The 21,276-nt window shown below is 70.0% G+C and carries 14 protein-coding genes and 1 other RNA gene; 5 read left to right on the top strand and 10 right to left on the bottom strand.

The window, feature by feature from the left end:
- Positions 1 to 195 precede the first annotated feature (195 nt).
- Positions 196 to 2,106 carry a DUF2075 domain-containing protein gene (locus tag OG966_RS12315; RefSeq protein ID WP_326649609.1) on the bottom strand — a complete coding sequence of 637 codons (1,911 nt, stop codon included), beginning with the start codon at positions 2,104 to 2,106 and terminating at the stop codon, positions 196 to 198.
- Positions 2,107 to 2,391: 285 nt separating this feature from the next.
- Positions 2,392 to 9,162, bottom strand: a complete 6,771-nt coding sequence (locus OG966_RS12320; protein WP_326649610.1) for a DUF3320 domain-containing protein — start codon at positions 9,160 to 9,162, stop codon at positions 2,392 to 2,394.
- 707 nt (positions 9,163 to 9,869) lie between these two features.
- On the opposite strand from OG966_RS12320, the gene OG966_RS12325 reads away from it, so the two are divergent.
- Positions 9,870 to 10,067, top strand: a complete 198-nt coding sequence (locus OG966_RS12325; protein WP_326649611.1) for a hypothetical protein — start codon at positions 9,870 to 9,872, stop codon at positions 10,065 to 10,067.
- A gap of 128 nt (positions 10,068 to 10,195) precedes the next feature.
- Here OG966_RS12325 and OG966_RS12330 read toward each other — a convergent pair whose 3' ends face one another.
- Positions 10,196 to 10,459, bottom strand: a complete 264-nt coding sequence (locus OG966_RS12330; RefSeq protein ID WP_326649612.1) for a hypothetical protein — start codon at positions 10,457 to 10,459, stop codon at positions 10,196 to 10,198.
- Here OG966_RS12330 and OG966_RS12335 point away from each other — a divergent pair.
- Both OG966_RS12335 and OG966_RS12340 read left to right on the top strand, forming a co-directional pair.
- Positions 10,458 to 10,760, top strand: coding sequence for a phosphate-starvation-inducible PsiE family protein (locus tag OG966_RS12335; RefSeq protein ID WP_326649614.1), 303 nt, complete (start codon positions 10,458 to 10,460; stop codon positions 10,758 to 10,760). The two genes, OG966_RS12330 and OG966_RS12335, sit on opposite strands and share 2 nt — an antisense overlap.
- 121 nt (positions 10,761 to 10,881) lie before the next feature.
- Complete coding sequence (locus tag OG966_RS12340) at positions 10,882 to 12,033, top strand: baeRF10 domain-containing protein (protein WP_326649615.1); 1,152 nt, start codon at positions 10,882 to 10,884, stop codon at positions 12,031 to 12,033.
- Positions 12,034 to 12,990: 957 nt separating this feature from the next.
- Here the strand turns inward: OG966_RS12340 and rnpB are convergent.
- From rnpB to OG966_RS12355, 3 genes are all read right to left on the bottom strand, one after another.
- Positions 12,991 to 13,395: RNase P RNA component class A (gene rnpB, locus OG966_RS12345), an RNA gene on the bottom strand.
- Positions 13,396 to 13,413: 18 nt separating this feature from the next.
- Positions 13,414 to 13,941 (bottom strand): TetR/AcrR family transcriptional regulator, encoded by a 528-nt coding sequence (locus OG966_RS12350; RefSeq protein ID WP_326649616.1) that lies wholly within the window; start codon positions 13,939 to 13,941, stop codon positions 13,414 to 13,416.
- Between the two features lie 226 nt (positions 13,942 to 14,167).
- Positions 14,168 to 15,607 (bottom strand): RNB domain-containing ribonuclease, encoded by a 1,440-nt coding sequence (locus OG966_RS12355; RefSeq protein ID WP_326649617.1) that lies wholly within the window; start codon positions 15,605 to 15,607, stop codon positions 14,168 to 14,170.
- Positions 15,608 to 15,708: 101 nt separating this feature from the next.
- Between OG966_RS12355 and yaaA the strand changes: the two genes are divergently transcribed.
- Complete coding sequence (gene yaaA / locus OG966_RS12360) at positions 15,709 to 16,509, top strand: peroxide stress protein YaaA (protein WP_326649618.1); 801 nt, start codon at positions 15,709 to 15,711, stop codon at positions 16,507 to 16,509.
- Positions 16,510 to 16,570: 61 nt separating this feature from the next.
- Positions 16,571 to 17,233, top strand: coding sequence for a bifunctional 4-hydroxy-2-oxoglutarate aldolase/2-dehydro-3-deoxy-phosphogluconate aldolase (gene eda / locus OG966_RS12365; protein WP_326649619.1), 663 nt, complete (start codon positions 16,571 to 16,573; stop codon positions 17,231 to 17,233).
- On the opposite strand, the gene OG966_RS12370 is transcribed toward eda, so the two are convergent.
- From OG966_RS12370 to OG966_RS12385, 4 genes are read right to left on the bottom strand one after another with little or no spacing between them, the layout of a single operon-like run.
- Complete coding sequence (locus tag OG966_RS12370; protein ID WP_326649620.1) at positions 17,191 to 18,042, bottom strand: GNAT family N-acetyltransferase; 852 nt, start codon at positions 18,040 to 18,042, stop codon at positions 17,191 to 17,193. The genes eda and OG966_RS12370 overlap by 43 nt on opposite strands.
- Before the next feature lie 21 nt (positions 18,043 to 18,063).
- A complete protein-coding gene (locus OG966_RS12375; RefSeq protein WP_326649621.1) occupies positions 18,064 to 19,377 on the bottom strand; it encodes a bifunctional RNase H/acid phosphatase in 1,314 nt (437 codons plus the stop codon).
- Positions 19,377 to 20,120 (bottom strand): zinc ribbon domain-containing protein, encoded by a 744-nt coding sequence (locus OG966_RS12380; protein ID WP_326655169.1) that lies wholly within the window; start codon positions 20,118 to 20,120, stop codon positions 19,377 to 19,379. Before OG966_RS12380 ends, OG966_RS12375 begins: the two co-directional genes overlap by 1 nt.
- Positions 20,117 to 21,007, bottom strand: a complete 891-nt coding sequence (locus OG966_RS12385; protein WP_326649622.1) for a Nif3-like dinuclear metal center hexameric protein — start codon at positions 21,005 to 21,007, stop codon at positions 20,117 to 20,119. The genes OG966_RS12380 and OG966_RS12385 overlap by 4 nt, the downstream gene beginning before the upstream one ends.
- Positions 21,008 to 21,276: the final 269 nt, after the last annotated feature.

Genomic DNA, 21,276 nt, shown 5'->3' on the forward strand with positions numbered 1-21,276 from the left:
CCAGTTTCAGCAGGAGCATGGACACGAGGTGGATCCCCCAGGGCACGAGTGACTCGTGCGGATGGGGGCATGTCCACGTGGGAAGCCCGTCGGGCCGCAATGACGCCTGGGATCTTAAGGAAGTGAAGGCCCTCCCAACGCATATGACACATCGGTCGGCTGGAAGCACGGCCATCATGGCCGGATATCACGCGCTCACCGCCGCAGAAGTGGCTCCTCGATCGCGGCAGGCTGTGGCTCCGGTCGGCCGGACACCAGTTCCCGCAGCCTCTCCCGGGTCTCCTGGTCGGTCGAGTACACGATCGTGCCGACCATGCCCCGCGTCAGCAGCACTTTGTACGTATTCCGAATGAGACGGTCCACATCGGTTTCCGGTGTGGCCTTCTTGAACACCGGGTCCTTGGACGCGGTGCGGTCGGTGACCCAGCGGTCGCCTCGCCAGACAAGGTCCGGACCGATGATGACGCCGGACCAGTCGTACTCGAACCCCTGGGCGGTGTAGACGCAGCCGATCTGCCCGAAGCCCGCAGGGTCGGTGGCCCACAGCGCGGACGGGGGCGCGCCGGAGACCGACCGGTCCCCGCGCAGGTTCCAAGGCCGGGCCCAGCCCCCGATGACGACGTCGGGAGGCAGTGGATCGCCGGGCTTGGGCTCGGGGGACCACCGCCAGCAGTAGCCCGCGGACATCCGGGCACCGTATTTCTCGGCGCGGCGGGCGTCGAGGAACGCCTCCAGCTCTTCAGGGCTGTCGGCGACCAGCAACTGCATGCGGTCGTCGGGCTCCCACACGACCGGCCCGCCGGGCTCAAGGCCGAGGAGCCGGACCACCCAGCGCAGGTAGGCGTCGCTGCCTCCGCAGCGGAACTGGCTGTCCAGGGGGACGACATGGCAGTCGATGCCCCGTCTGGCCGCGGCCTCACGGATTTCGTCCACGGTGCCCATCTCACCGGGACGCACCACTTGGTGCTCGTCGAGGAAGAAGACCGGTACGTGGGCGACGTCGATGAGTTCGTCGATCTGTGCCCTGCCGGTCCGCAGGGCCGCGCGAGTGTAGCGGTTGGCAGACGTCTCCCGGATGCGGTGCGCCTCGTCACAGATCAGAGCACCCAGGCTGTTCTTCTCCGTGGTCATGAAGCTGTTGAAGTATTTGAAGAGATCCTGGACTTCCCGTTTCCGGGAGCCGGCCACCTTGCGCATCGTCTTGGTGAACGACTGCGAGCCGGTCGCGTGGACCGCAGCCACGCCCCTCCGGTAGAGCTCGCCGAGCAGTTGGAGCGCGATCACGCTCTTCCCGGTACCGGGGCCGCCTGTGACGATGACGACTTCCTTGTGGTCGGCGCGCTTCGCCCTCTCCAACGCGTTGAGCACCATGCGGTAGGCGACCTGCTGCTCGTCGAGAAGGACGAACTGCTGTCGCTCCCGCACTTCCTGAGCTGCCACGGACATCAACTGCTTAGACGGCACGGTGGCGCCCGCGAGCAGTTCGTCCGCCGCACGGGCCCCGGGGTGCTTGTCGCTCAGCTTCGACCGGAGGTGGTCCAGGAACGCACCGCGACGCTCCCCCGTGAAGAGCAGTCCCTGCCCGTCGCGCTCGATCTCCCGCAGCCCCGTCACCCCGAACTCGGTGGCGTTGTGCAGGAAGGCCACTCCGTGGATCCGCTCGCCGTGCTCGGCCACCGCGCCGTTGAAGTTGATCAGGTAGTCGCAGTATCGCCGCACCTGCTCGATCGGGTTGAGCACGGGGTGCGCGTAGGCGTCGACATAGCACAGGGTGGGGTCGTCCTCGTGCGGAGCCGCCTGGCTCCACTGCTTCAGCTCCACCACAACGTAGGACGGCTCCTGCGTGATCGGGTGCAAGCCGGCGAGGACGACGTCGGCACGCTTGCTGTTCAGCGGTAGCGCGTACTCCAGCATGACCTCGACGTCGCCCAGGCCGGCGTCGTTGAGCGCGGCGGTCAGAAGCGGGATGCTGCGCTCCCAGGAACGCATCTCCGAGGCTCCGGGTCCATAGCCGTGCATGTGGACGAACTGCTCGGTGAGGTACAGGAACAGCGAACCGTCGAGTGCCATGACGGCGACCGTTTTCGCGGACGCGCGGAACAGCAAGGACTTCCCCCAGGCAGCACGAAGAGACTCGTGCGGGTGGGGGCATGTCCTTCGAGACTCCACCGGAGTGGAGCGGAAGCCCGTCGGGCCGCGATGACGATGTGTTCGAGGGTACCTGGCGGTACTGGCAGTCGTACCGGTGGCCGCATTGGAGGCAGCGGACCCCATGCCCGGTCTCCCCGACCGACATCCGGATACCGAGTGCATGGCCTCTGACCTCTGGAGTCGGCGAGGTCGACCTCGGTAGCGTCCGCGTCATCCCAGCGGACGCGTCACCGCAACGAATCAAGAACCCTCGGCGGGCATCAGGTCACCCTCCGAATCGATCAAGTCCCCTGCGGCGATCAACGCGTCGATGTCGCCAGTCAGCGCGTCCCGGATATCGACTCCGAGCCGCGCCCACCCGAAGAAGCGAGCGGCTTCCCGCAGCAGGTCCTCGCGATGCACGCCCGGTCCTTCGTCGACCACGTTTCTGAGCACGAGTTGCCGCTCCGCCACGGGAACCTCCGCGACTCGTCGGGCACACCGCTCAGTGGGCGTGCGGGCGAACTCCGTCTCGTGGCCGGGCCTGTCGTAGGCCGTACCGACGTGGACGATCTTGCCGTGTTTGAGCAGGCGGCGAAGAGCTCGATCGATGCGGTCGCGAACCACCTGGCCGGCTCGTCCGAGGCCCCACGCGAGACGGACCCGGGTGTAGATCACCTCCTTCTCGACGGGCCCTTCCACCTCAACCACACACAGCGCCACGTCCGCCACCACGTCAAGGGCATCGGGGTCCTGCAACTCCACGCCCCACATGCCCCGCCGGCTGCTCGACCTGTCACGTACCTCTGCCAACAGGTCAGGGTCGACGTCCTGGTAGGGACGGCTCCAGGGGGCAGGGCCGGCGTCGACCGTCACGAACTCCACTCGCGGGACTGCCGGACCACCTGCTGCCCCTTCTACAGACTCTCCGCGCCCCGCGCTCATGGGGCCGTCCACGGCCTCCGCCGTACTGTCACCGTTGCCACGGTTTCCGCCGCTGCCGTCCACCCCCACGGGTGGCGCCACTCGCACCGCATGCGGATCCTCCGCGCACGCCGCCTCCACCACGGACCGCAGCCGCGCCATCGCATCCCGCCGGTTGCGATACCAGTCCGTACCCCAGATTCGGTGCAGCCTCCAACCCAGGTCGCGCAGGACCGCCTCCCTGAGCCGGTCGCGGTCCCGGGCCGCCCGTGAGGAGTGATACATGGCGCCGTCGCACTCGATGCCCAGCGCGTACGTGCCGGGCGCGCCCGGGTGCCGTACCGCCATGTCGATGCGGAAACCGGCGACCCCCACCTGCGGCTGGACCTCATATCCCCAGCCGCGCAGAACGTCGATGACCTCCTCTTCGAAGGGGCTTTCCGGGGCTGCTTCCGGATCGGCGGCCTCCGTCTGAAGGATCGCAGGACCGTGCTGGGCGTACTGCAAGTACCGCTTGAGGTGTTGCACGCTCTTGTTGGCGCTGTCCGGCAGATCGCCTCCGTGGAAGGAGGCGATGACCTCCATGCGGCGCCGGGCGCGGGTCACGGCCACGTTGAGGCGTCGCCAGCCGCCCTCCCTGTTGATGGGGCCGAATGTCGACAGCAGCTTGCCCCGGTGGTCGGGACCGTAGCCGATGGAGAGGATGATGACGTCGCGCTCGTCGCCCTGGACGGTTTCGAGGTTCTTGATGAAGAAACCGTCGAGCCGGCCCTCCGTGAAGTGGTGGTCGAGGTCCGGGCGGGCTGCCCTCGCCTTCTGCACCGCCTCCTCGATTGCCTCCGCCTGCGCCTTCGACAGCGCGACCACACCGAGGGTGTGCTCGGGGCGGGTGTCGAAGTGGTGGATGACGCGCTTGGCGACCTTGGTGGCCTCGCGAGGGTTGTCGCTGCTCCCGCCGCGGTCGTAGACACCGTCCGCCTTGATGAACTCCACGCCGACGTCCGGTCCCTGTTCCAGCACGCCCGGGAACGTGACCATGGAGTTGTCGTAGAAGTCGTGGTTGCTGAAGGCGATCAGATTCTCGTGCCGGCTGCGGTAGTGCCAGCGCAGGGGTAGCCCGCGCAGGACTCCGCTGGCCTTGCACATGTCGAGGATGGACTCGAAGCCGTCGGTGTCGTCCTCGTCCCACTCGTCGCCGTCGTCGCTGTCGCTGGCCGCGATGAAGAACGAGGTCGGCGGCAGCTGCTTCTGGTCACCGGCCACGATGAGGGCCTTGCCCCGGTAGACGGAGTTCACCGCGTCCTGGGGCAGCACCTGGGATGCCTCGTCGAAGATGACGACGTCGAACTCAAAGTCTGGTGGCAGGAACTGGCTGACCGTCAGTGGACTCATCATGAAGCAGGGCTTGACCAGCCGTACGACGTCGCGTGTCTGCTTCAGCAGGTGCCGTACGGGCATGTGGCGACGCTGCTTCTCGGCCTCGCGGCGGATCACGGCGGCCTGGCCCACCGATGTCCGGCGGGGGCGGCGGGAGTTGCATGCGGCGATGACCTCGGCGTGTGCCGCCGCCACCAGGTCCTGGTCCGCCCTCTGGAAGCGCTCCACCAGCTGGTCGCGTTCCACGGCCCGCATCGGCTTCAGCCTATTGTCGGTGGCGAGCTGGCGCTCGACCCATGCGGTGAGCACCGCTCGTTCCATCGCGGCGGGGAAGTCCTCGGCGGAGACCTCGCGGCGCGCGAGCTGGTCGGGCAGCCCGTCGAGGTGGTAGCGGCGCAGCAGGGTCAGTGCGTCGGCGCAGCTAGTCCACGCTTCCGGGCCGAAGGGGTCGCGGTCGAGGCGGGACAGGACGGACTGGGCAGCGGTAAGGGATTCGGCGAGTTCGCGTCGCAGCTCCTCAGCCCGCTCGGGCTCGAAGTACCCGGCGAGTGCCTCGCGCTGACCGCTCCAGTCGTTGGCGCGGTCCGCGACGGACGGGTCAACTGATGCGGTCAGCATCAGCCGGGCCGCCGCTCGCGGCAGTGGCGCGGAGTGGCCGCCATGTGCGGTACGCCGAACCTTCTGGGCCCAGTCCAGGGCATCCAGGATCGCGTCGCGGCCTGTCTCGGTGCCCTGGTACAGGGAGCCGAGAAGGCTTCGGTAGGTGGCGTCGTTCTCCGCGAAAGAGGACTCGGCGGCGCGGGCGGAGACAACGGCGGCCACCGCTTCCCTGGCCCGCGACAGGGTGAGGCTTGTCTCCTCGTTCATCACGCGGGCGGTTGAGCGTATGAGGTCGGCCGCGTCTTCGAAGGGCTCCACGTGCGCGCGGAGCCAGCTCGCCGCTCCTTCGAGGGTTCGGGCGGCGAGTGCTGTGCCGACCGCCGCAATGTGGGGCTCGGCGGTGTACTCCTGCCATAGGTCCAGGTCACAGCGGATCTGGTCGGTCTGCGCGAGGAGTTCGCGCGGTTCGGGCCGGCCGTCGGCCAGTACGTTGACAAGGCTGGTCCGGCGCGCTGGCTCCGTGAGCGTGTCGGGTGCGAGGCGGGCGATCAGCCGGGCGGAGTCCAGAGCGGCCCGCAATGCCTCGGTGTGGGGGTGCCCTTCCGGGGCGTACCGGCCCAGCAACTCGCGCTGTTGCTCCGTGGTGTACGGGCCCGGTTGCTGTCGCGTCAGGTCAAGGCCGCGGCGCAGGAGCTGTCCCATGGGCTCGTAGCCCGTCACGCCGTTGGGTGCGGCGTCGTACAGGTCCTCCGCCTGCGTGTCGAGGCCCCGGTACCAGGGGCCGAGAAGGTTTCGGTCGGTCACGGCCTGAGCGGCGAACGTGGCGGTCTCCTTCTGTGCCGCATGCGCGACCGTGACCGCCGTGCGCGCGGAAGCGAGTGTGTGCTCGGAACCGGGGCCACTGTCCCGGCGACCGACCGAGGCCACGGTGTCCAGCAGCACGACGGCCTGCCGCACGGGGGCGAGGTGGGCGCGCAGCCAGCGGGCGGCGTCGGGGAGCGGCTGCTTGGTGAGATCGGCCGCATGCGGTGCCAGCAACGTGCTGTCCAAGGCCCGTCGCCACGTCGCGAGTTCGCTGCGCAGCGCCGTACCCAGCTCGACGAGTGCGGGTTGGGGCTCTCTGCCGTCGACCAGGTGAGTGGCGAGCAGGCTCCGCCGGTAGGGGTCGGCCACGGTTTCGGGCGCAAGTGCGTGGACCGCTTCGGCGTGCGCGAGTGCCTTGCGCAGCGCCGGGACGTCGGGCAACGCCGTGCCCCGATAGCGGCCGATCAGCTCGGCGTGGGTCATGGTCAACGACCGCAGCTTCCGGTAAGCGGCGCACCAGGCGTCGGCGAGCGGCAGCTTGTCGTACAGCTCGCCGCGCCACGAGCCGCCGTGTGTCAGCTGGGCCACGAGCTTCCGGTCGGCCCGGATTCTGCTGGACAGCATGCCGGCGAGTCCCTGGCGGCCCTCGGTGAGCCGATGGATTGCTTCGGGCAGTTCGGGCTCGGAGACGACTTCGGGCAGGAAGATGCCGCGCGCCGTCTCCTCCGCGACAGCCAGTTCTTCGGCCGCTGAGGACATCTCCGCGACGGCTGCCTGGACGCCGGAAAGTGCCCGGGGATCGAGCCACGCTTCGAGCGTACGGTCCGAGGCTGTGGCCAACTCCACGAGCGTGACCAGGTCCTCGGCCTCGGACGTCGCCTTCGGCCGCCGGCACCCAAGGCGCTCGGCCACCGAGTCGGCGTGCTCGGCGGCCATCTCAAGGGTGTCAGCGAGCGTGTCGAAGCACTCGGCCAGCTCCGCGGCCTCGCGGACGGGCATCGACGCAATGTCGACTCCCGGCGGTTCCAGTGCGGCGAGTGCCTGCTCGTTGGGCGGTCGTTCTGCGCTCAGTTCGGGACGCAGTTCGGCCCACCCCGGGCCTGCGTGGTCCGTCGCAAGGGCTCGGGCGGAGAGTACCTGGTCCCGTCGTGCGAAGAAGTCGCTCAGTGCGTCGGCGGCGCCCCGGACCGCCGCCTCCTCCGCTCGCGCGGGGCCATCAAGGTCCAACCACTGCTCAAGAGGGCGGTGCTCCGTGCCGGCCACGGCGATCACGTCACACAGATGACGTGCTTCCTCGGGGCTGCCGGGGTTCGTGAGCCCGGTGAAGTGGCTGACGCTGGTGAGGCTCTTCAGGGTCCGCTCGAGCACCCCAGCGGTCGCGTCGAAGTCCGTGGCGAGCTGTCGCGCTCGCTCTTCCGTGAGTCCGGCGAGGTCGAGGCCGCGCGGCGCCAGCGCCGAGAGCGTCTTCTCGGCTTCCCCAGGCTCAGCCTTCAGCCTGGTGGACAGCTCCTGCCAACGCCCGCCCACCGCCGCGCGGACGGCGGTGCTTGTACGCTGCACCTTGCGCAGTTCCGCGAGGAAGGCGTCGACCCGGTCGTCCACCTCGTCGGCGAAGGCATCGGTGGTCAGCCAGGCTTCCGGCACCGGACTCCGCACCTCGAGCAGCCGCAGGAGCGCGATCAGACGGTCGATTCCGCTCTGGTCTGTGACGGGCACTCCCCCGGGCGCGAGGTCCCGGTACCGGTCGACCGCCGTCGTGAGCGCGTCCCGCGCCGCCTGCGCCTGCTCCAGCACAGGCCGTGGATGCGGCAGGCCGTCTCGCAGGTCACGCCAGGGGAACGATGGGTCGGCGACCGCCTCCCAAGCGTCGGAGATGGCCTTCGTCGCCTCGACGATCAGGCGCAGGTCCTCGTCACTGAGCGTCTCGGCGTGAAACGTCGCCCTTGCCCCGGTGGGCGTGTCGTCACCACGGCTCAGATAGGCCACCGGCGCCTCGGACAGTTGGCCGACCCGACCAAGCACGTCGTGAAGGGTCCGTCCCAGCGGGTCGCGGACCTCGTTCATTGCTTCGGCGTAGGCGCTGAGCGCGAGGCGCAGTTCCCTGGCCTGGGCCAAGGTCTGCTGTGACAGTTGCGGTGCGCGCGGCTCCTCCGCGAGAACCCGGCCCAGCTCCTGAGCCACCGCTTTGCGGCTGGTGTTGTGGCTGTGGAGGGCCAGGGCGTACGAGTCGAGTCCGACCGACTTCAGCCGGTCGAGGACAACGTCGAGTGCCGCCGCCTTCTCACTGACAAAGAGCACACTGCAGCCTGCGTGCATCAGACCTGCGATCATGTTCGTGATCGTTTGGCTCTTGCCTGTGCCGGGCGGACCGTCCAGGACGAACGACTGTCCAGCCACGGCCGCGGCGACTGCCTGCCGCTGCGAGGCGTCGGCGTCAAGCACCAGCGGGCTGTCCTCGGGCGGGCTCAGTTCGTCGATCCGGTCGAGCTCGATCTCCTCGAAGTCGAAACGGTCGGACGCGAGCCCGGAGTTCGTACCGAGAGCCATCGCCCGTACGAGGTCACTGCCGAGGACGCGGTCCTCGTTGTCCAGCAGGTCCTGGTACATCGATTCCTTGTGGGAGGCGAAGAGTGCGAGCACTACACGGTCGGAGATCTGCCATCCGGCCTTGCCCGCCACCGCGCGTGCCGCGGCGGAGTGCACAGCCTGCAGGTCCGAAGGGTCCTGTTCGCCAACCGGAGCCCAGTCGATATGGAATTGCTCCAGCTTCACCTTCAGGGCCGGGTTGAGGCGCGGTTCCTCGTCGTCGCTCGCCCTGAGGCGGAGCCGGCCGTTGCGCGCGCGCTCGATGACCACCGGCATCAGTACCAGGGGGGCGTCACTGCCCGTCTCAGCTCCGTCCTCACGCCAGCGGAGCATGCCGACGCCGAGATTGAGGGTCCACAGGCCATAGTCGTTGAAGACCTGCGTCGCTTTGGCGCGCAAGCTGTTCAACGCGCGCAGAAGGGAAGGCGCGGTGGTCTTCTGGGTGACGATTCCGTCGGTGCGGTCGCCCTTCTTCGCCAGGACCACATCGCCGGGTCGCATGCCCTCGCCGACCTCCGGTTCCTCATCCGGTAGCGGCGCGAAGTCCCAGCCACGGGCCAGGCCTTCGACGAACTCCTGCGCGGATGGGGTCGCGATCTCCAGTGTCGCCGACTTGGTGTGGCGGAAATTGAGCAGCCGGTTGCGGCCGCTCAGGTCCACGAGAGAGGTGCGCCAGCTCTCAAGCATCGCCTTGAGGCGGTCGAGTCCCTGGCTGCCCCCGAAGTCACCCGAGTTCGTCACGCTGGCCCCTGATGTTGTCGCTTCTGGGCCAACGGAGCACCGGCGTCGACGGCAATCCCCTCTGCTGCCAACGCAAAGCGCGGCCAGAGAAGTCCGTACTGTCCTGGTGGCCGCACGAGTCCCGCTGATCCCCCCTGGATGCGGAAATTCTACGGTCAGCTCACCAATGCGTGAAGCGTTAACTACGGAACGGTTTTTCTCGGTAGTCACGAAGCCTCGGTATGCCCCGGCCCGCAGCCCCTTCGAGAAAGCGAATGGAGCACAACCGACTCCATCGCCCGGTCCCACGGCCTCGACGGCCGCCCGTCCAACGCGGGTGTCTGCTTCGACTCCTCCATTGGACACAGCCACCCCAGGCCGCGTGGCGCCTCAGTCGTGCGGCGGGCAGCCTGCGGCAACGAGACCAGGAGTTCGTGCCCTGCACCGCCGTGTGCGAGCAGGCCGGAGTTGTGGACGAGGAGCACCGCCTTGGGCCGGACGTCTCCGCTGGCCCCCTCAGCCGGTCGGCCAGGCGGGCGGGTGACGCGGCGGGCGTAGGAGCGCATGCCAGGCTTGAGCTTGCCGGTCCCGGTAAAGATGGCGTCGGCCCCTGGACTTTCGTCCAGTCGGTGCCGAGTTCGTCGGCGAGTGCGCGGAAGAGGGCCAGGAACTCCACGTTGAGGTCGACCGACAGCGCTCCAAACTCGTCGGCCAACAGTACGCCCGCCGTGACGTCGCCTGGACCCTCGACCCCGCCCCGTACGGAATCCCGCCCCAACGTCGCCACGTCCCGGCTCACGAACGGCCGCCACGCCCTGATCGTCGTCGAGCAGGCAGGCCGCATCGAGGTCTACGCCGACCGGCCCGACACGTTCCCCGTCCACCCGACGTCACCGTCAACGCCACCGATCCGGCCGCCGTCGTGACGCTCGCCGCCCGCGTGATGCTCTCCGTCCTCCCCGACCTCGACGGCGACGAGAGCCGGGAGACCGGCCGCACCAAGGGGGTAGGACCAGGTCCTCACCGACCGGTGGGCGAAGTTGGCGGAAGTCGGCTACGAGCTGATCCGCCTCGGCTCGTCCGTCACATCGCCCTGACCTACCAGGGGCCCGTGAGCGGCGTGTACGCCTTCCTGCCGGTCGTCGGCTCGCCGTACGCCGGGCACGCCGAGGATCACGCCGGGAGCGCGTTCACGCGGCACCTGACGGACCGCTTCCCGTGGCTCCGTGCGGTCGACGCCCACGAGGTCCACTTCGACGCCCGCCGCCCGCCCTCCGGCTGGATCGCGCTCCCATCGACGGACGAGCCCGACGATCATGCTCTCCACGCTGGACAACAGCCTTGTGCTGTTCATGGTGGCCGAGCTGCTGCACACGGTCCGCCTCCCCATCAGGAACCGGACACTGGACGCGGAACCCTTTCTCGTTGTAGGCCTGATCGCGGGAATCCGTAAGGTTCTCATCGTCACCGCCGAGGCCGAGCGGTTCAAGTGGAATCCCCAGGGAATCGAGCTCGTCATCCTGGCCGGGCTGATCTTCGTCATGGCGCTGGCCACCCTGGTCTGGCGGCGCGCGAGTCGGCCCCGTGAGTTCGCGTTCCCCAAAGGCATCGGTGCCTGACCCGCCCGGCGCGGGCAGCCCGGGGGTTACTGTACGGAGTCACGCTGCGGTTGCTGCTCCCGCGCCCACCGCGTTACCTGGAACGGGGCGGAGCGAGGCTCACGGAGCGCGAGGAGCGGTGATGATCACGCAAGACCAGGTCGATCGAATTCTCCGGCTGGACGGGAACGGACTTCCGTTGGTCTCGCTCTACGTCCCCGCGGAACCGGACAGGACGGGCCGCCGCGCGTTCTTGACCCGGGTGGCGAGCCTGCTGGACCGCATCCGGCCCCTCGCGGAGGATCGCACACTTGAGCACGCCGCGCGGCTCTCGCTCCGCGACGACATCGCGAAGATCGAGAAAACGCTCGAGGAGGAGCCCCACAGATCGGGCGCTGTCGCCGTCTTCTCCTGCAGCGGCAACGGCGTCTACGAGCAGGTGTGGCTGCCGCGAAGCACCCGCGAACGCATCGTGGTGGACGCCGATCCGTACGTCCGTCCGATGCTGGGCGTGCTCGACGAGTACTACCGCACCTGCGCGGTCATCGTGGACAAGGGGACCGGCCAGGTCTGGGAGCACTACATCGACCAGGCCCGGGAGCTGGAGACGATCCGCGACCGTACGCTGCGCAAGCCCAACTACGCCGCGGGGCTCGCCGAGGACCGGGTCCGCAACAAGGCCGACGAGCTCAGCAAACGGCACTACCGGCGGCTCATCGGCGAGCTGAAGCAGCTCTTCGGGACCGGGAGCTTCGACCTGCTCGTCGTCGGCGGCCACCCTTATGAGGTACCGGTCTTCATCGAATTTCTCCCGCGCGAACTGCGGGACCGGCTCATCGGCAGCTTCACCGTCGACCGCGGGACCGCCACGCCCGCGGACATCAAGCAGAAGGTGCAGGAGCTCGTCTCCGACCACGCACAACAGGAGCAGCGACAGCTCGTCGGCGAGATCCTCGAAGCCAGGGCGGCCCGGCGGCCCTGCGCCGTCGGGCTCGACGAGACGCTGTGGGCGGCCTCGCTGGCCGCGATCCGGACGCTGGCGGTGGACGAGGAGGCGGTCGCCCCAGGTGTCGTCTGCGACCGGGACGGGCTGCTTGCGCGCTCGGGAAAGACCTGCCCGCTCTGCGGGGAGCCGCTGCGCGAGGTTCCCGACATCATCGACGCACTGACCGAGACCGTCAAAGACGACGGCGGCGAGGTCCGGCACATCGAGCCGGAGACGGAACTTCGCGCGCACCAGGTCGGGGCACTGCTGCGCTTCGAACCTCCCCCGGAGCAGGCCGGCGCGGGGTAGTCCGCCGGATCCCTTGACCACCTCACAGAACCGGAGTAATCACTGTAAATAGGACCGGTCAACCACGACAGGGCTCCCTCGTGGAGTACCTGTCGGGCACCGGCCAGGTCCCCGGCGGCTTCTGAGAAACGCGTAGTGGGTTGATCAGAATTTTCCGGGGACCGCCTGTGTGCAGGATGCCCTCAGGCCCGGATCGAAGACCCGGGCCTTTGTGCTGTCTCCGGCTCCTGTTTCCGCGCGGACAACTACTGACAACCAATGCTCATGATCGCCAGATCTGCTCGGGCAGTGGTCGCCGACAGCGCTCACGGAATCGCGGATCCCGCACTCGGAGGCGCCGGACTCGGAGAGTGGGCCTACAACAGCTACGGCCTGCCGCTAGATCAGGCGCCTTTAGTAACAAGATCAAGCACCACAATGAAGTAAGAGTTCCGATGCCTTCGCTTCGCTCAGGCATCGGCACGCATCGGCGTCCCCTCGTCCTCGCAACCCCTGCATAGACGCAGCGGCGAAGGGTGAACCTCAGCGGGGCTCAGGCCGGCAACCGGCCTCAGCCCCGCCGCCGCTATTCCCGGCCCCCTTGGTCTCGCCGCCGGGCCGCGGCCGCCGACGCCTCTCTCCGGCGAGTATCAGTCGGTACGCAAGGCTGCTGACGATCAGACGAAGAGTGCTGCTCCACTCAGCAGGGCTGTCAGGGAGGTACAAGCCAGAAGCGGCTGCGTACATCCTCAGACATCTCGACGGGACCAGACAGATGACCCATGACATAGGCCGCCTGCACCAGGTCAGGCCCCACCGCCGCCAATCTCCGGCCCCACTTCCCATGGCTACCCTCGTGGCTGCCGTCGTAGCCGAGCGGTCCGGTTTGAACCGGTACGGAACGGGCTCCAGGCAAGTCTCGAATCTCAGAAAAAGGGCCCCTGACCAGCAATTTCGCTGGCCGGGGGCCCATACCGGCAGACGAGTCGGGCTGTACGCCGGGTTCTGTCTCCCGGTCGCCTCGCGGCGGCCGGGGAGACGGCCATCCATCTAGGACCGGCGTTGCCACCGGTCTCGTGCGGTCTACCCGCGGACTCGGGCGGGCAGCCCTCGAACGTCCGCGCAGGGCCGCTTTTGAGGGCGGCCCCTCTTGACCTTGCTCCAGGTGGGGTTTACCTAGCCGCCTGAGTCACCTCAGGCGCTGGTGGTCTCTTACACCACCGTTTCACCCTTACCGGGGACCGAGGTCCCCGGCGGTCTGTTTTCTGTGGCACTGTCCCGCGGGTCACCCCGGGTGGGCGTTACCCACCACCTTGCCCTGTGGAGCCCGGACGTTCCTCGGGAAGATCCAGAAGATCTTCACGCGGCCGTCCGCCCGGCTCGTCTGCCGTGGCACCCATGCTACCTGGCGCGTGTGCGGACGAAGCCCGCCGAGCCGGTGGCCCAGGCCGCCGCGAGGTCAGCGCCCGGCGGGAAGCGGCCGTTCAGTTCGAGGATGGTCATGCCGTGGGCGAAGGCCCAGGCCGCCCGGGCGGCGTCCGCGTCGCCGCCGACCGCGCGGAGGAGAGGGGCAACGGCACGGTCCTCCACGCCCGCGGGCAGGGCCTCGCGGGCTATCGGGCGGTCGGTGGCGAGACGGTAGAGGTGCGGATGGGCCAGGGCGTAGGCGCGGTAGGCGGTGGCCAGAGCCTGGAAGGAGCCGGCGGCCGCGGCCTCGGCGGCCTCGAGGACCTCGGCGGTCTCGCGGAGGAATTCGGCGATCAGGGCCGTCTCGACCGAGGACTTGTCCGGGAAGTGCTTGTAGAGGGACGGTGCCTTGATGCCGACCCGCTCGGCGAGGCGGCGCATGGTGAGCGCTTCCGGGCCTTCCTGCTCGAGCAGTTCGCGGGCCGCGGTGACGATCTGCTGCGCACGGGTGGGGTCAGGCACGCTGGAAGCCTTCCTTTCAACGGATTCCGTAGCCGAAGGCGCGATCGTACGAGATACGGGCCGACCAGCCGCACAGGCCCGCGACGACCGGTGCCCGGACCGGCGTCGTCCGGCCCGTCCGGCCGGATGCGGTGCGGAAGCCGAGGCTGAGTAGGGCCGCGGGCCGGCCGTGACCGAGGGCGGGTCCCCGGGCGCAGCCAACGTTGTTGACCACGGCTGTTCGCGCTCACGCGAGCGCGAACAGGACCTTCGCCGCCCCCGGGTCGGCCTGCGTGAGGCGAGCCCGTACTCGCTCCCCCAGCGGAAGCCCCTCGCCGCCGCCATCGATCCTGGCCACCACCGCCGGGTCCTCCAGCTGGACCGTCCCGACGGCCGGGTCGCACTCCTTCACCTCCACCACGAAGGCGTCGAAGATCTCGCCGACCCGCTCTCTCAGCAGCACCGCCTCGACGATGTCTACACACTCCCGCTCCACCGTGTTGGCGCGTCGGGAGCCCTCCGCCATCTCCTGCGGCAGCTTGTCCAGCGCGGCCGTCACCCACTCCGGCGGCGGTTTCCCGGCCACCGCAGCCACGCACAGCTCGCCCGCGTACCGGTCGACGAGCCGCCGCAGCGGCGCGGTGCAGTGCGTGTACTCGTCGGCCACGGCGGCGTGGACCGCGGGCGAGGGCAGTTCGCCTCCCGAGAAAGCGGCGTAGCCCGCGCCGCGCAGCAGCGTCGTGCACTCCTGGAGGAAGGCGGCATGGCGGCCGTTGTGCGGGTCGAGGGAGCGGACGACTTCGGCGTACGAGACATGGTGCGGCCAGTCGATGCCCAGGGCCTTCGCGCAGCGGCGCAGCCTAGCCACCGCGCCGACCGGGGCATTGGGCAGGGTGCGCAGGATGCCGGTGCCCGACGCGGTCATGAGATCGGCCGCGGCCATGCCGGTGAGCAGGGAGATCTGGCCGTTCCAGGCGTCGGCCGGGAGCGGGGCGCGGTACTCGAGGAAGTACGCGCCGTCCTGCTCGACGACCTCCTGCTCCGGGACGTTCAGCGAGATGCCGCCGCGCTCACGCTCCAGCGCCTCGCGCAGCAGCCCGATGTCCTTGAGCAGCGCCGTCGGCTCCTCGGCGGTGCCGGCGTCGATCTGCCGCTGCACACCTTCGTAGTCGAGCCTGGCCCGGCTGCGTACGAGCGCGCGGCGCACCTCGGTCGTGACGGTACGGCCCTCGGTGTCGAGGTCGATCCGCCAGAGCAGCGCCGGCACGGTCTGGCCGGGCAGCAGACTGGCCGCGCCCTCGGAGAGCGGGGCCGGGTGCAACGGGACCTTCTCGTCCGGGAAGTAGAGGGTCTGCACCCGGCGGTGGGCCTCGGCGTCGATCGCGCCGCCGGGGGTGACGAAGGCGGCGACGTCGGCGACCGCGTAGTGCACCCGGAAGCCGCCGTCGCGGCGGGCGAGATGCATTGCCTGGTCGAGGTCGGCGGAGGCCGGCGGGTCGATGGTGAAGAACGGGATGTCGGTGGCGTCGTGGTCCGGCAGGCGCGGTGCCCTGGCGGCGGACTCCGCCTCGGCAAGGACCTCGGCCGGGAAGCCCTCGGGCACGTCGAGCGTCGTACGCAGCTCACGCAGTGCGGCCCGCAGCGGAGCTTCGGCTGCGCCGGTCATGTGCATATGGCGGCGGGGCATGGACCGAGCGTATGGCGGGCGGGGACGGACGGCACCCCGGATGACCGTAGGCTGGCGCGGGGCCCGCACCCCCGCCCCCGTACGTACGAAGGAGACTTGCCGTGCTCGTGCTGTTGCCGCCGTCGGAGGGTAAGGCCGCTTCCGGGCGCGGGGCTCCGCTGAAGCCGGAGTCGCTGTCGCTGCCGGGTCTTGCCGGGGCGCGCGCCGCGGTGCTGGACGAACTGGTCGAACTGTGCGCCGCCGACGAGGAGAAGGCGCGGGAGGTGCTCGGGCTGAGCGAGGGCCTGCGCGGCGAGATCGCGAAGAACGTGGAGCTGCGGACCGCGGGGACCCGGCCGGCCGGGGAGATCTACACGGGCGTGCTGTACGACGCGCTCGGTCCGGCGACGCTGGAGCCCGACGCGCGGCGGCGGGCCCGGCAGTCGCTGCTGGTGTTCTCGGGGCTGTGGGGCGCGGTGCGGATGGGCGACCGGATTCCGTCGTACCGCTGCTCGATGGGCGTGAAGCTGCCGGGGCTCGGCACACTGGGGGCGTACTGGCGGGGGCAGATGGCCTCCGTGCTGCCCGAGGCGTCGGGCAACGGCCTGGTGCTGGATCTGCGGTCCTCGGCGTATGCGGCGGCGTGGAAGCCGCAGGGCGAGGTGGCGGGGCGTACGGCGACGGTGCGGGTGCTGCACTCGCAGCTGGTGGACGGGGTCGAGAAGCGGTCGGTGGTCAGCCACTTCAACAAGGCCACGAAGGGCCGGCTGGTACGGGACCTGCTCACGGCGGGCGCGAAACCGAAGGGGCCCGGCGAGCTGGTGGAGACGCTGCGGGATCTCGGGTACGTGGTGGAGGCGCAGGAGCCGGCCCGGGCGGGGCGGGCGTGGGCCCTGGACGTGGTGGTCTCCCAGATTCACTGATGCGTTGCACTGTATGCAACGCTCGTTGCGTGGCTCGCAGTGCGACCGGCAGGATGGGGCCATGCCCTCTGTGCTGGACCTCGCGCCTGTCGTTCCCGTCGTCGTCCTCGACGACATCGCCGATGCCGTACCACTCGCGCGGGCCCTGGTCGCGGGCGGTCTGCCGGCGATCGAGGTGACGCTGCGGACGCCGGCCGCGCTCGACGCGATCCGCGCGATCGCGGACGAGGTGCCGGACGCGGTGGTCGGCGCGGGCACGGTGATCTCGGCGGACGGCGTGAACGCTACGGTCGCGGCCGGAGCGCGGTTCCTGGTCAGCCCCGGGTGGACGGAGCGGCTGCTGGACGCGATGGAGGCGTCGGGCGTGCCGTTCCTGCCCGGTGTCTCGACGACCTCGGAGGTCGTGGCGCTGCTGGAGCGTGGGGTGAGCGAGATGAAGTTCTTCCCGGCGGAGGCGGCCGGCGGCGCACCGTATCTCAAGTCCCTTGCCGGGCCGCTTCCGCAGGCGCGCTTCTGCCCGACGGGCGGGATTTCGCTCGGTTCGGCACCGTCGTATCTTGCGCTGCGGAACGTGGGGTGTGTGGGCGGTACCTGGATGCTGCCCGCCGACGCGATCGGCGCCAAGGACTGGGCACGGGTCGAGAGACTGGCGGCCGGAGCGGCCGCGCTGCGCGGCCGGGTTCAGCCGAAGTCCACATCGACGAAGTCGGCCACCGGTCGGTAACCGAGGCGCTGATAGAGGGCGTTGCTGGTGGGGTTGGCCTGGTCAGTGAAGAGCAGGACCTGTTCGGCGCCCGCCTCGAGCGCGGCGCGGCTGACGGCGGCGGTGACCGCGCCGGCGTATCCGCGTCCGCGGAGCCCGGCCGGGGTGTAGACGGGCGAGACCCGGGACTGTCCCGCGACGAGCGGCGAACACCCTGCCATGGAGACCGGCCGTCCGTCGTCCCCCTCCCACAGGTACAGGCGTCCGTCGGCGACGCGGCGCGCGATGTTCTGTGTGTAGTCCGCGTCGGACGTCTCACCTACGTCGACGGCGAACCCCTTCATCCAGGCGGCGGCCACCGGGATGTCGTCGGCGGTGGCCTGCCGGGCGCGGCCGGGTGGAGCGGGCCGCTGTGGCGTCAGCTCACCGAGCCGGAAGAGCCGGAGCCGCCGGCCGACGTTCCAGCCTCCTCCGCCCGTCCACTCGTCGGCGAAGGCCTGTGTGCTGCCGTCCCCGCCCCTCACTCCCCCGAGCGTCACCCCTGCCGCGCGCAACTCCCGCGCCAGCGCACGGGCGAGGGCTTCCGGCATCGGGCCGAGCAGCGGTGGCCGCGGCGGCGTCTGCAGGAACGCGCCGTCCACAGGCGCGTCGTCGCTCTCCCGCCACCACCCGAACCAAGCGGGTTCCGTGTCCCCGTACGCGTGCGGTCCGTGCCGACGCACCGTCTCGCTCACGGTGAGCAGCGCGGTGCTGAGGACGGAGTCCCGCGCCAGGCAGTCGCCGGCGACGCGGCGGAACTCCTCGACGTCCTCGGTCAGATACCAGGTCATCGCGTCTACCGGGTCGCCGCGTCAGCGCAAGTGAGACGTGTCGTTGAGCAGTCGCAGCGACGCGTTGCCGTCCGAGTAGTACGCCACCACCGAGAGCGACGCCGCCGAGAGTTCCATCCGGAACAAGGACTCCGGCGGAGCGCCCAGGGCCAGCCGCACCAGGGTTTTGACCGGCGTGACGTGCGTGACCAGCAGCACCGTGCGGCCGGCATAGCGCGCGAGCAGCTTGTCGCGGGTTGCCGCGACGCGGCGGGCCACCGTCGCGAAGCTCTCGCCGCCGCCCGAGGGTGTCGCCCTCGGCGAGGCCAGCCAGGCCTTCAGATCGTCGGGGTACCGCTCCTGCGCTTCCGCGAACGTCAGACCCTCCCACGCGCCGAAGTCCGCCTCGCGCAGACCCTCCTCGATACGGACATCGAGGTTCAGGCGGGCCGCGACCGCCTCCGCGGTCTCGCGGCAGCGCTTCAGCGGGGAGCTGACGATCTCCTCGATCGTGCCGCGGGCCGCGAGAGCGGTCGCGACCGCGTCGGCCTGGCGCCGGCCCACCGCAGACAGTGAGGGGTCGCTGCCGCCGCTGCCCGAGAAGCGCTTCTCGGGGGTGAGGGGCGTCTCGCCGTGACGAAGGAGGACGAAGGTGGCCGGGGTGCCGAGGTCGGCGGGGCCCCAGCCGACCGTCGGGGTCGCCGCCTCGGTCTCGAGGCTCCCGGTGGCTGTGGCGACGCCGGAGGACTCCGTACGGCCCGCGCCCGCGGACCCGGCCGCGCCGGAAGAGTCCGTACGGCCGGAACCGGTCGAAGGGCCGCCCGCCAGCGCCGCCCTCGCCCTCGCCGCGCCGGCGGTCGCGTCGCCCACCACGCGCGCCGCCGCCGCGTCCCGCGCGTCATGCGCGTCCAGGGCCGCCGTGGAGCGCGACGGCTCCCACTGCTTGCCCTTCCTGCCCGCGTCCATCGCCTCGTTGGCCAGCCGGTCCGCGTGCTTGTTCTTCTCGCGCGGGATCCACTCGTACGTCACCCGGGCGGGCGGCAGGATCCGCGCGGCCTCCGCCGCGAGCGGCTTCATGTCCGGGTGCTTGATCTTCCAGCGGCCCGACATCTGCTCGACGACCAGCTTGGAGTCCATCCGGACACGGACCCCGGCCTCGGGGTCGAGGGCCTTCGCGGCCTTCAGTCCCGCGATCAGGCCCTTGTACTCGGCGACGTTGTTCGTCGCCACACCGATGTACTCGGCCACCTCGGACAGGGGCTCGCCCGTCTTCGGGTCGAGCACGACCGCGCCGTAGCCCGCCGGGCCCGGATTCCCCCGGGAGCCGCCGTCCGCCTCGACGACGAACTCCCGCATTACAGACCCGACTCTGCGGTGCGGACCAGAATGCGACGGCAGTTCTCACAGCGCAGCACCGTGTCCGGCGACGCCGCCTTGACCTCGTTCACCTCGGTGATGTTGAGCTCCAACTGGCAGCCCTCGCACCGTCGCTGGTAGAGGCGGGCCGCGCCCACCCCGCCCTGCTGGACGCGCAGCTTCTCGTACAGCTTCATCAGATCGGCAGGTACGGAGCCGCCCGCGACCTCGCGCTCCTTGGTGACCGAGGCGACCTCGCCGTCGATCTGCTCCTGCGCGGCGTCCCGGCGCGCGGTCGCATCGTCCAGCTTGGCCTGGACGGCGGAGACCCGCCCGGTCAGCTCGGAGACACGTTCCTGCGCGGACTCCCGGCGCTCCATGATCTCGAGGACGACGTCCTCGAGGTCACCCTGGCGCTTGGCGAGCGAGACGATCTCGCGCTGCAGGTTCTCCAGGTCCTTGGGCGAGGTGACGGCGCCCGAGTCGAGGCGCTGCTGGTCGCGTACGGCGCGCTGGCGCACCTGGTCGACGTCCTGCTCCGCCTTGATCTGCTCGCGGGCGGTGTCGCTCTCCTCGGTCTGCGCGGCGACCAGCAGGTCGCGCAGTTGGGTGAGGTCCTTGGTGAGCGACTCGATCTCGGCGTGCTCGGGCAGCGACGTGCTCTTGTGGGCGAGCTGCGACAGTCGTACGTCGAGGGCCTGGACGTCGAGGAGTCGGATCTGGTCGGCGGGCGCGGCGTTCAGTTGGGGGCTCCAGGAGAAGAGGAATCGGAAGGGGCGCGCGAAGCGCTCCCGGGCAGTTCGGCGGCGGGGGCGATCTGGGCGGACCAGGGGTCGGTGACCGTGTGCGAGACGTGGACCCGAAGGCCCCAGCCGTGCCGGTCGGAAATCTCGTCGAGCTGGGCGGCGGCCTGCTCGCACCAGGGCCACTCGGTGGCCCAGTGGGCGGCGTCGACCAGCCCGAGGGGCGAATGCTGCGTGGCTTCGGAGACCGGGTGGTGGCGCAGGTCGGCGGTGAGGAACGCATCCACACCCGCGGCCCGCACCTGGTCGAAGAGGCTGTCGCCGGAGCCGCCGCTGACCGCGACGGTACGGACGACCGCGTCCGGATCGCCGGCGATACGGACGCCCTGCGCGGTGCCCGGCAGTCGCTTCGCCGCGCGCGCGGCGAACTCCCGCAGCGTCTCGGGGTGGTCGAGCTCGCAGATCCGGCCGAGGCCGCGGTGACCGCTCGGATCCGTGGCATCCGGCACCAGAGGGCGTACGACCCGGAGGTCGAGCGCGCCCGCGAGGGCGTCGGAGACTCCGGGGTCGGCGGTGTCCGCGTTGGTGTGCGCGACATGCAGGGCGATGTCGTGCTTGATCAGCGTGTGCACGACACGGCCCTTGAAGGTGGAGGCCGCGACCGTGGTCGTACCGCGCAAATAGAGCGGGTGGTGCGTGACGATCAGCTGGGCGCCGAGCCCGATCGCCTCGTCGGCGATCTCCCGCACCGGATCGACGGCGAACAGAACCCGGCTGACCTGGGCTTCCGGGTCCCCGCAGACCGTGCCGACGGCGTCCCACTGTTCGGCCCGCTCGGGAGGCCAGAGGGCGTCGAGCGCGGCGAGGACTTCCGACAGACGGGGCACGGGAACAGGTTACCCGCGCTCCGTGCTCCGTCGGCCTGGGAGGCCTGTTCGACCACTGCCGCTGCTTGATCGAATACGTACGCGGAGTGTCGGATACGTGCCTGCCGCCGTCTGCGCGGGACAATCACGTGCTCCTGATCCGTGGCTCGGGGGCGCCACGCTTCAGGCACCACTGCCCCGCTGAGCACAATCGCCCCCTGCCCCTCAGGTGAATCCCCGCATGGCCACCCTTATGTGTGAAGTGGGGTCTCACCTGTTGTTCGGCAGGA

This window comes from Streptomyces sp. NBC_01750 (assembly GCF_035918095.1).
Lineage (GTDB): Bacteria > Actinomycetota > Actinomycetes > Streptomycetales > Streptomycetaceae > Streptomyces.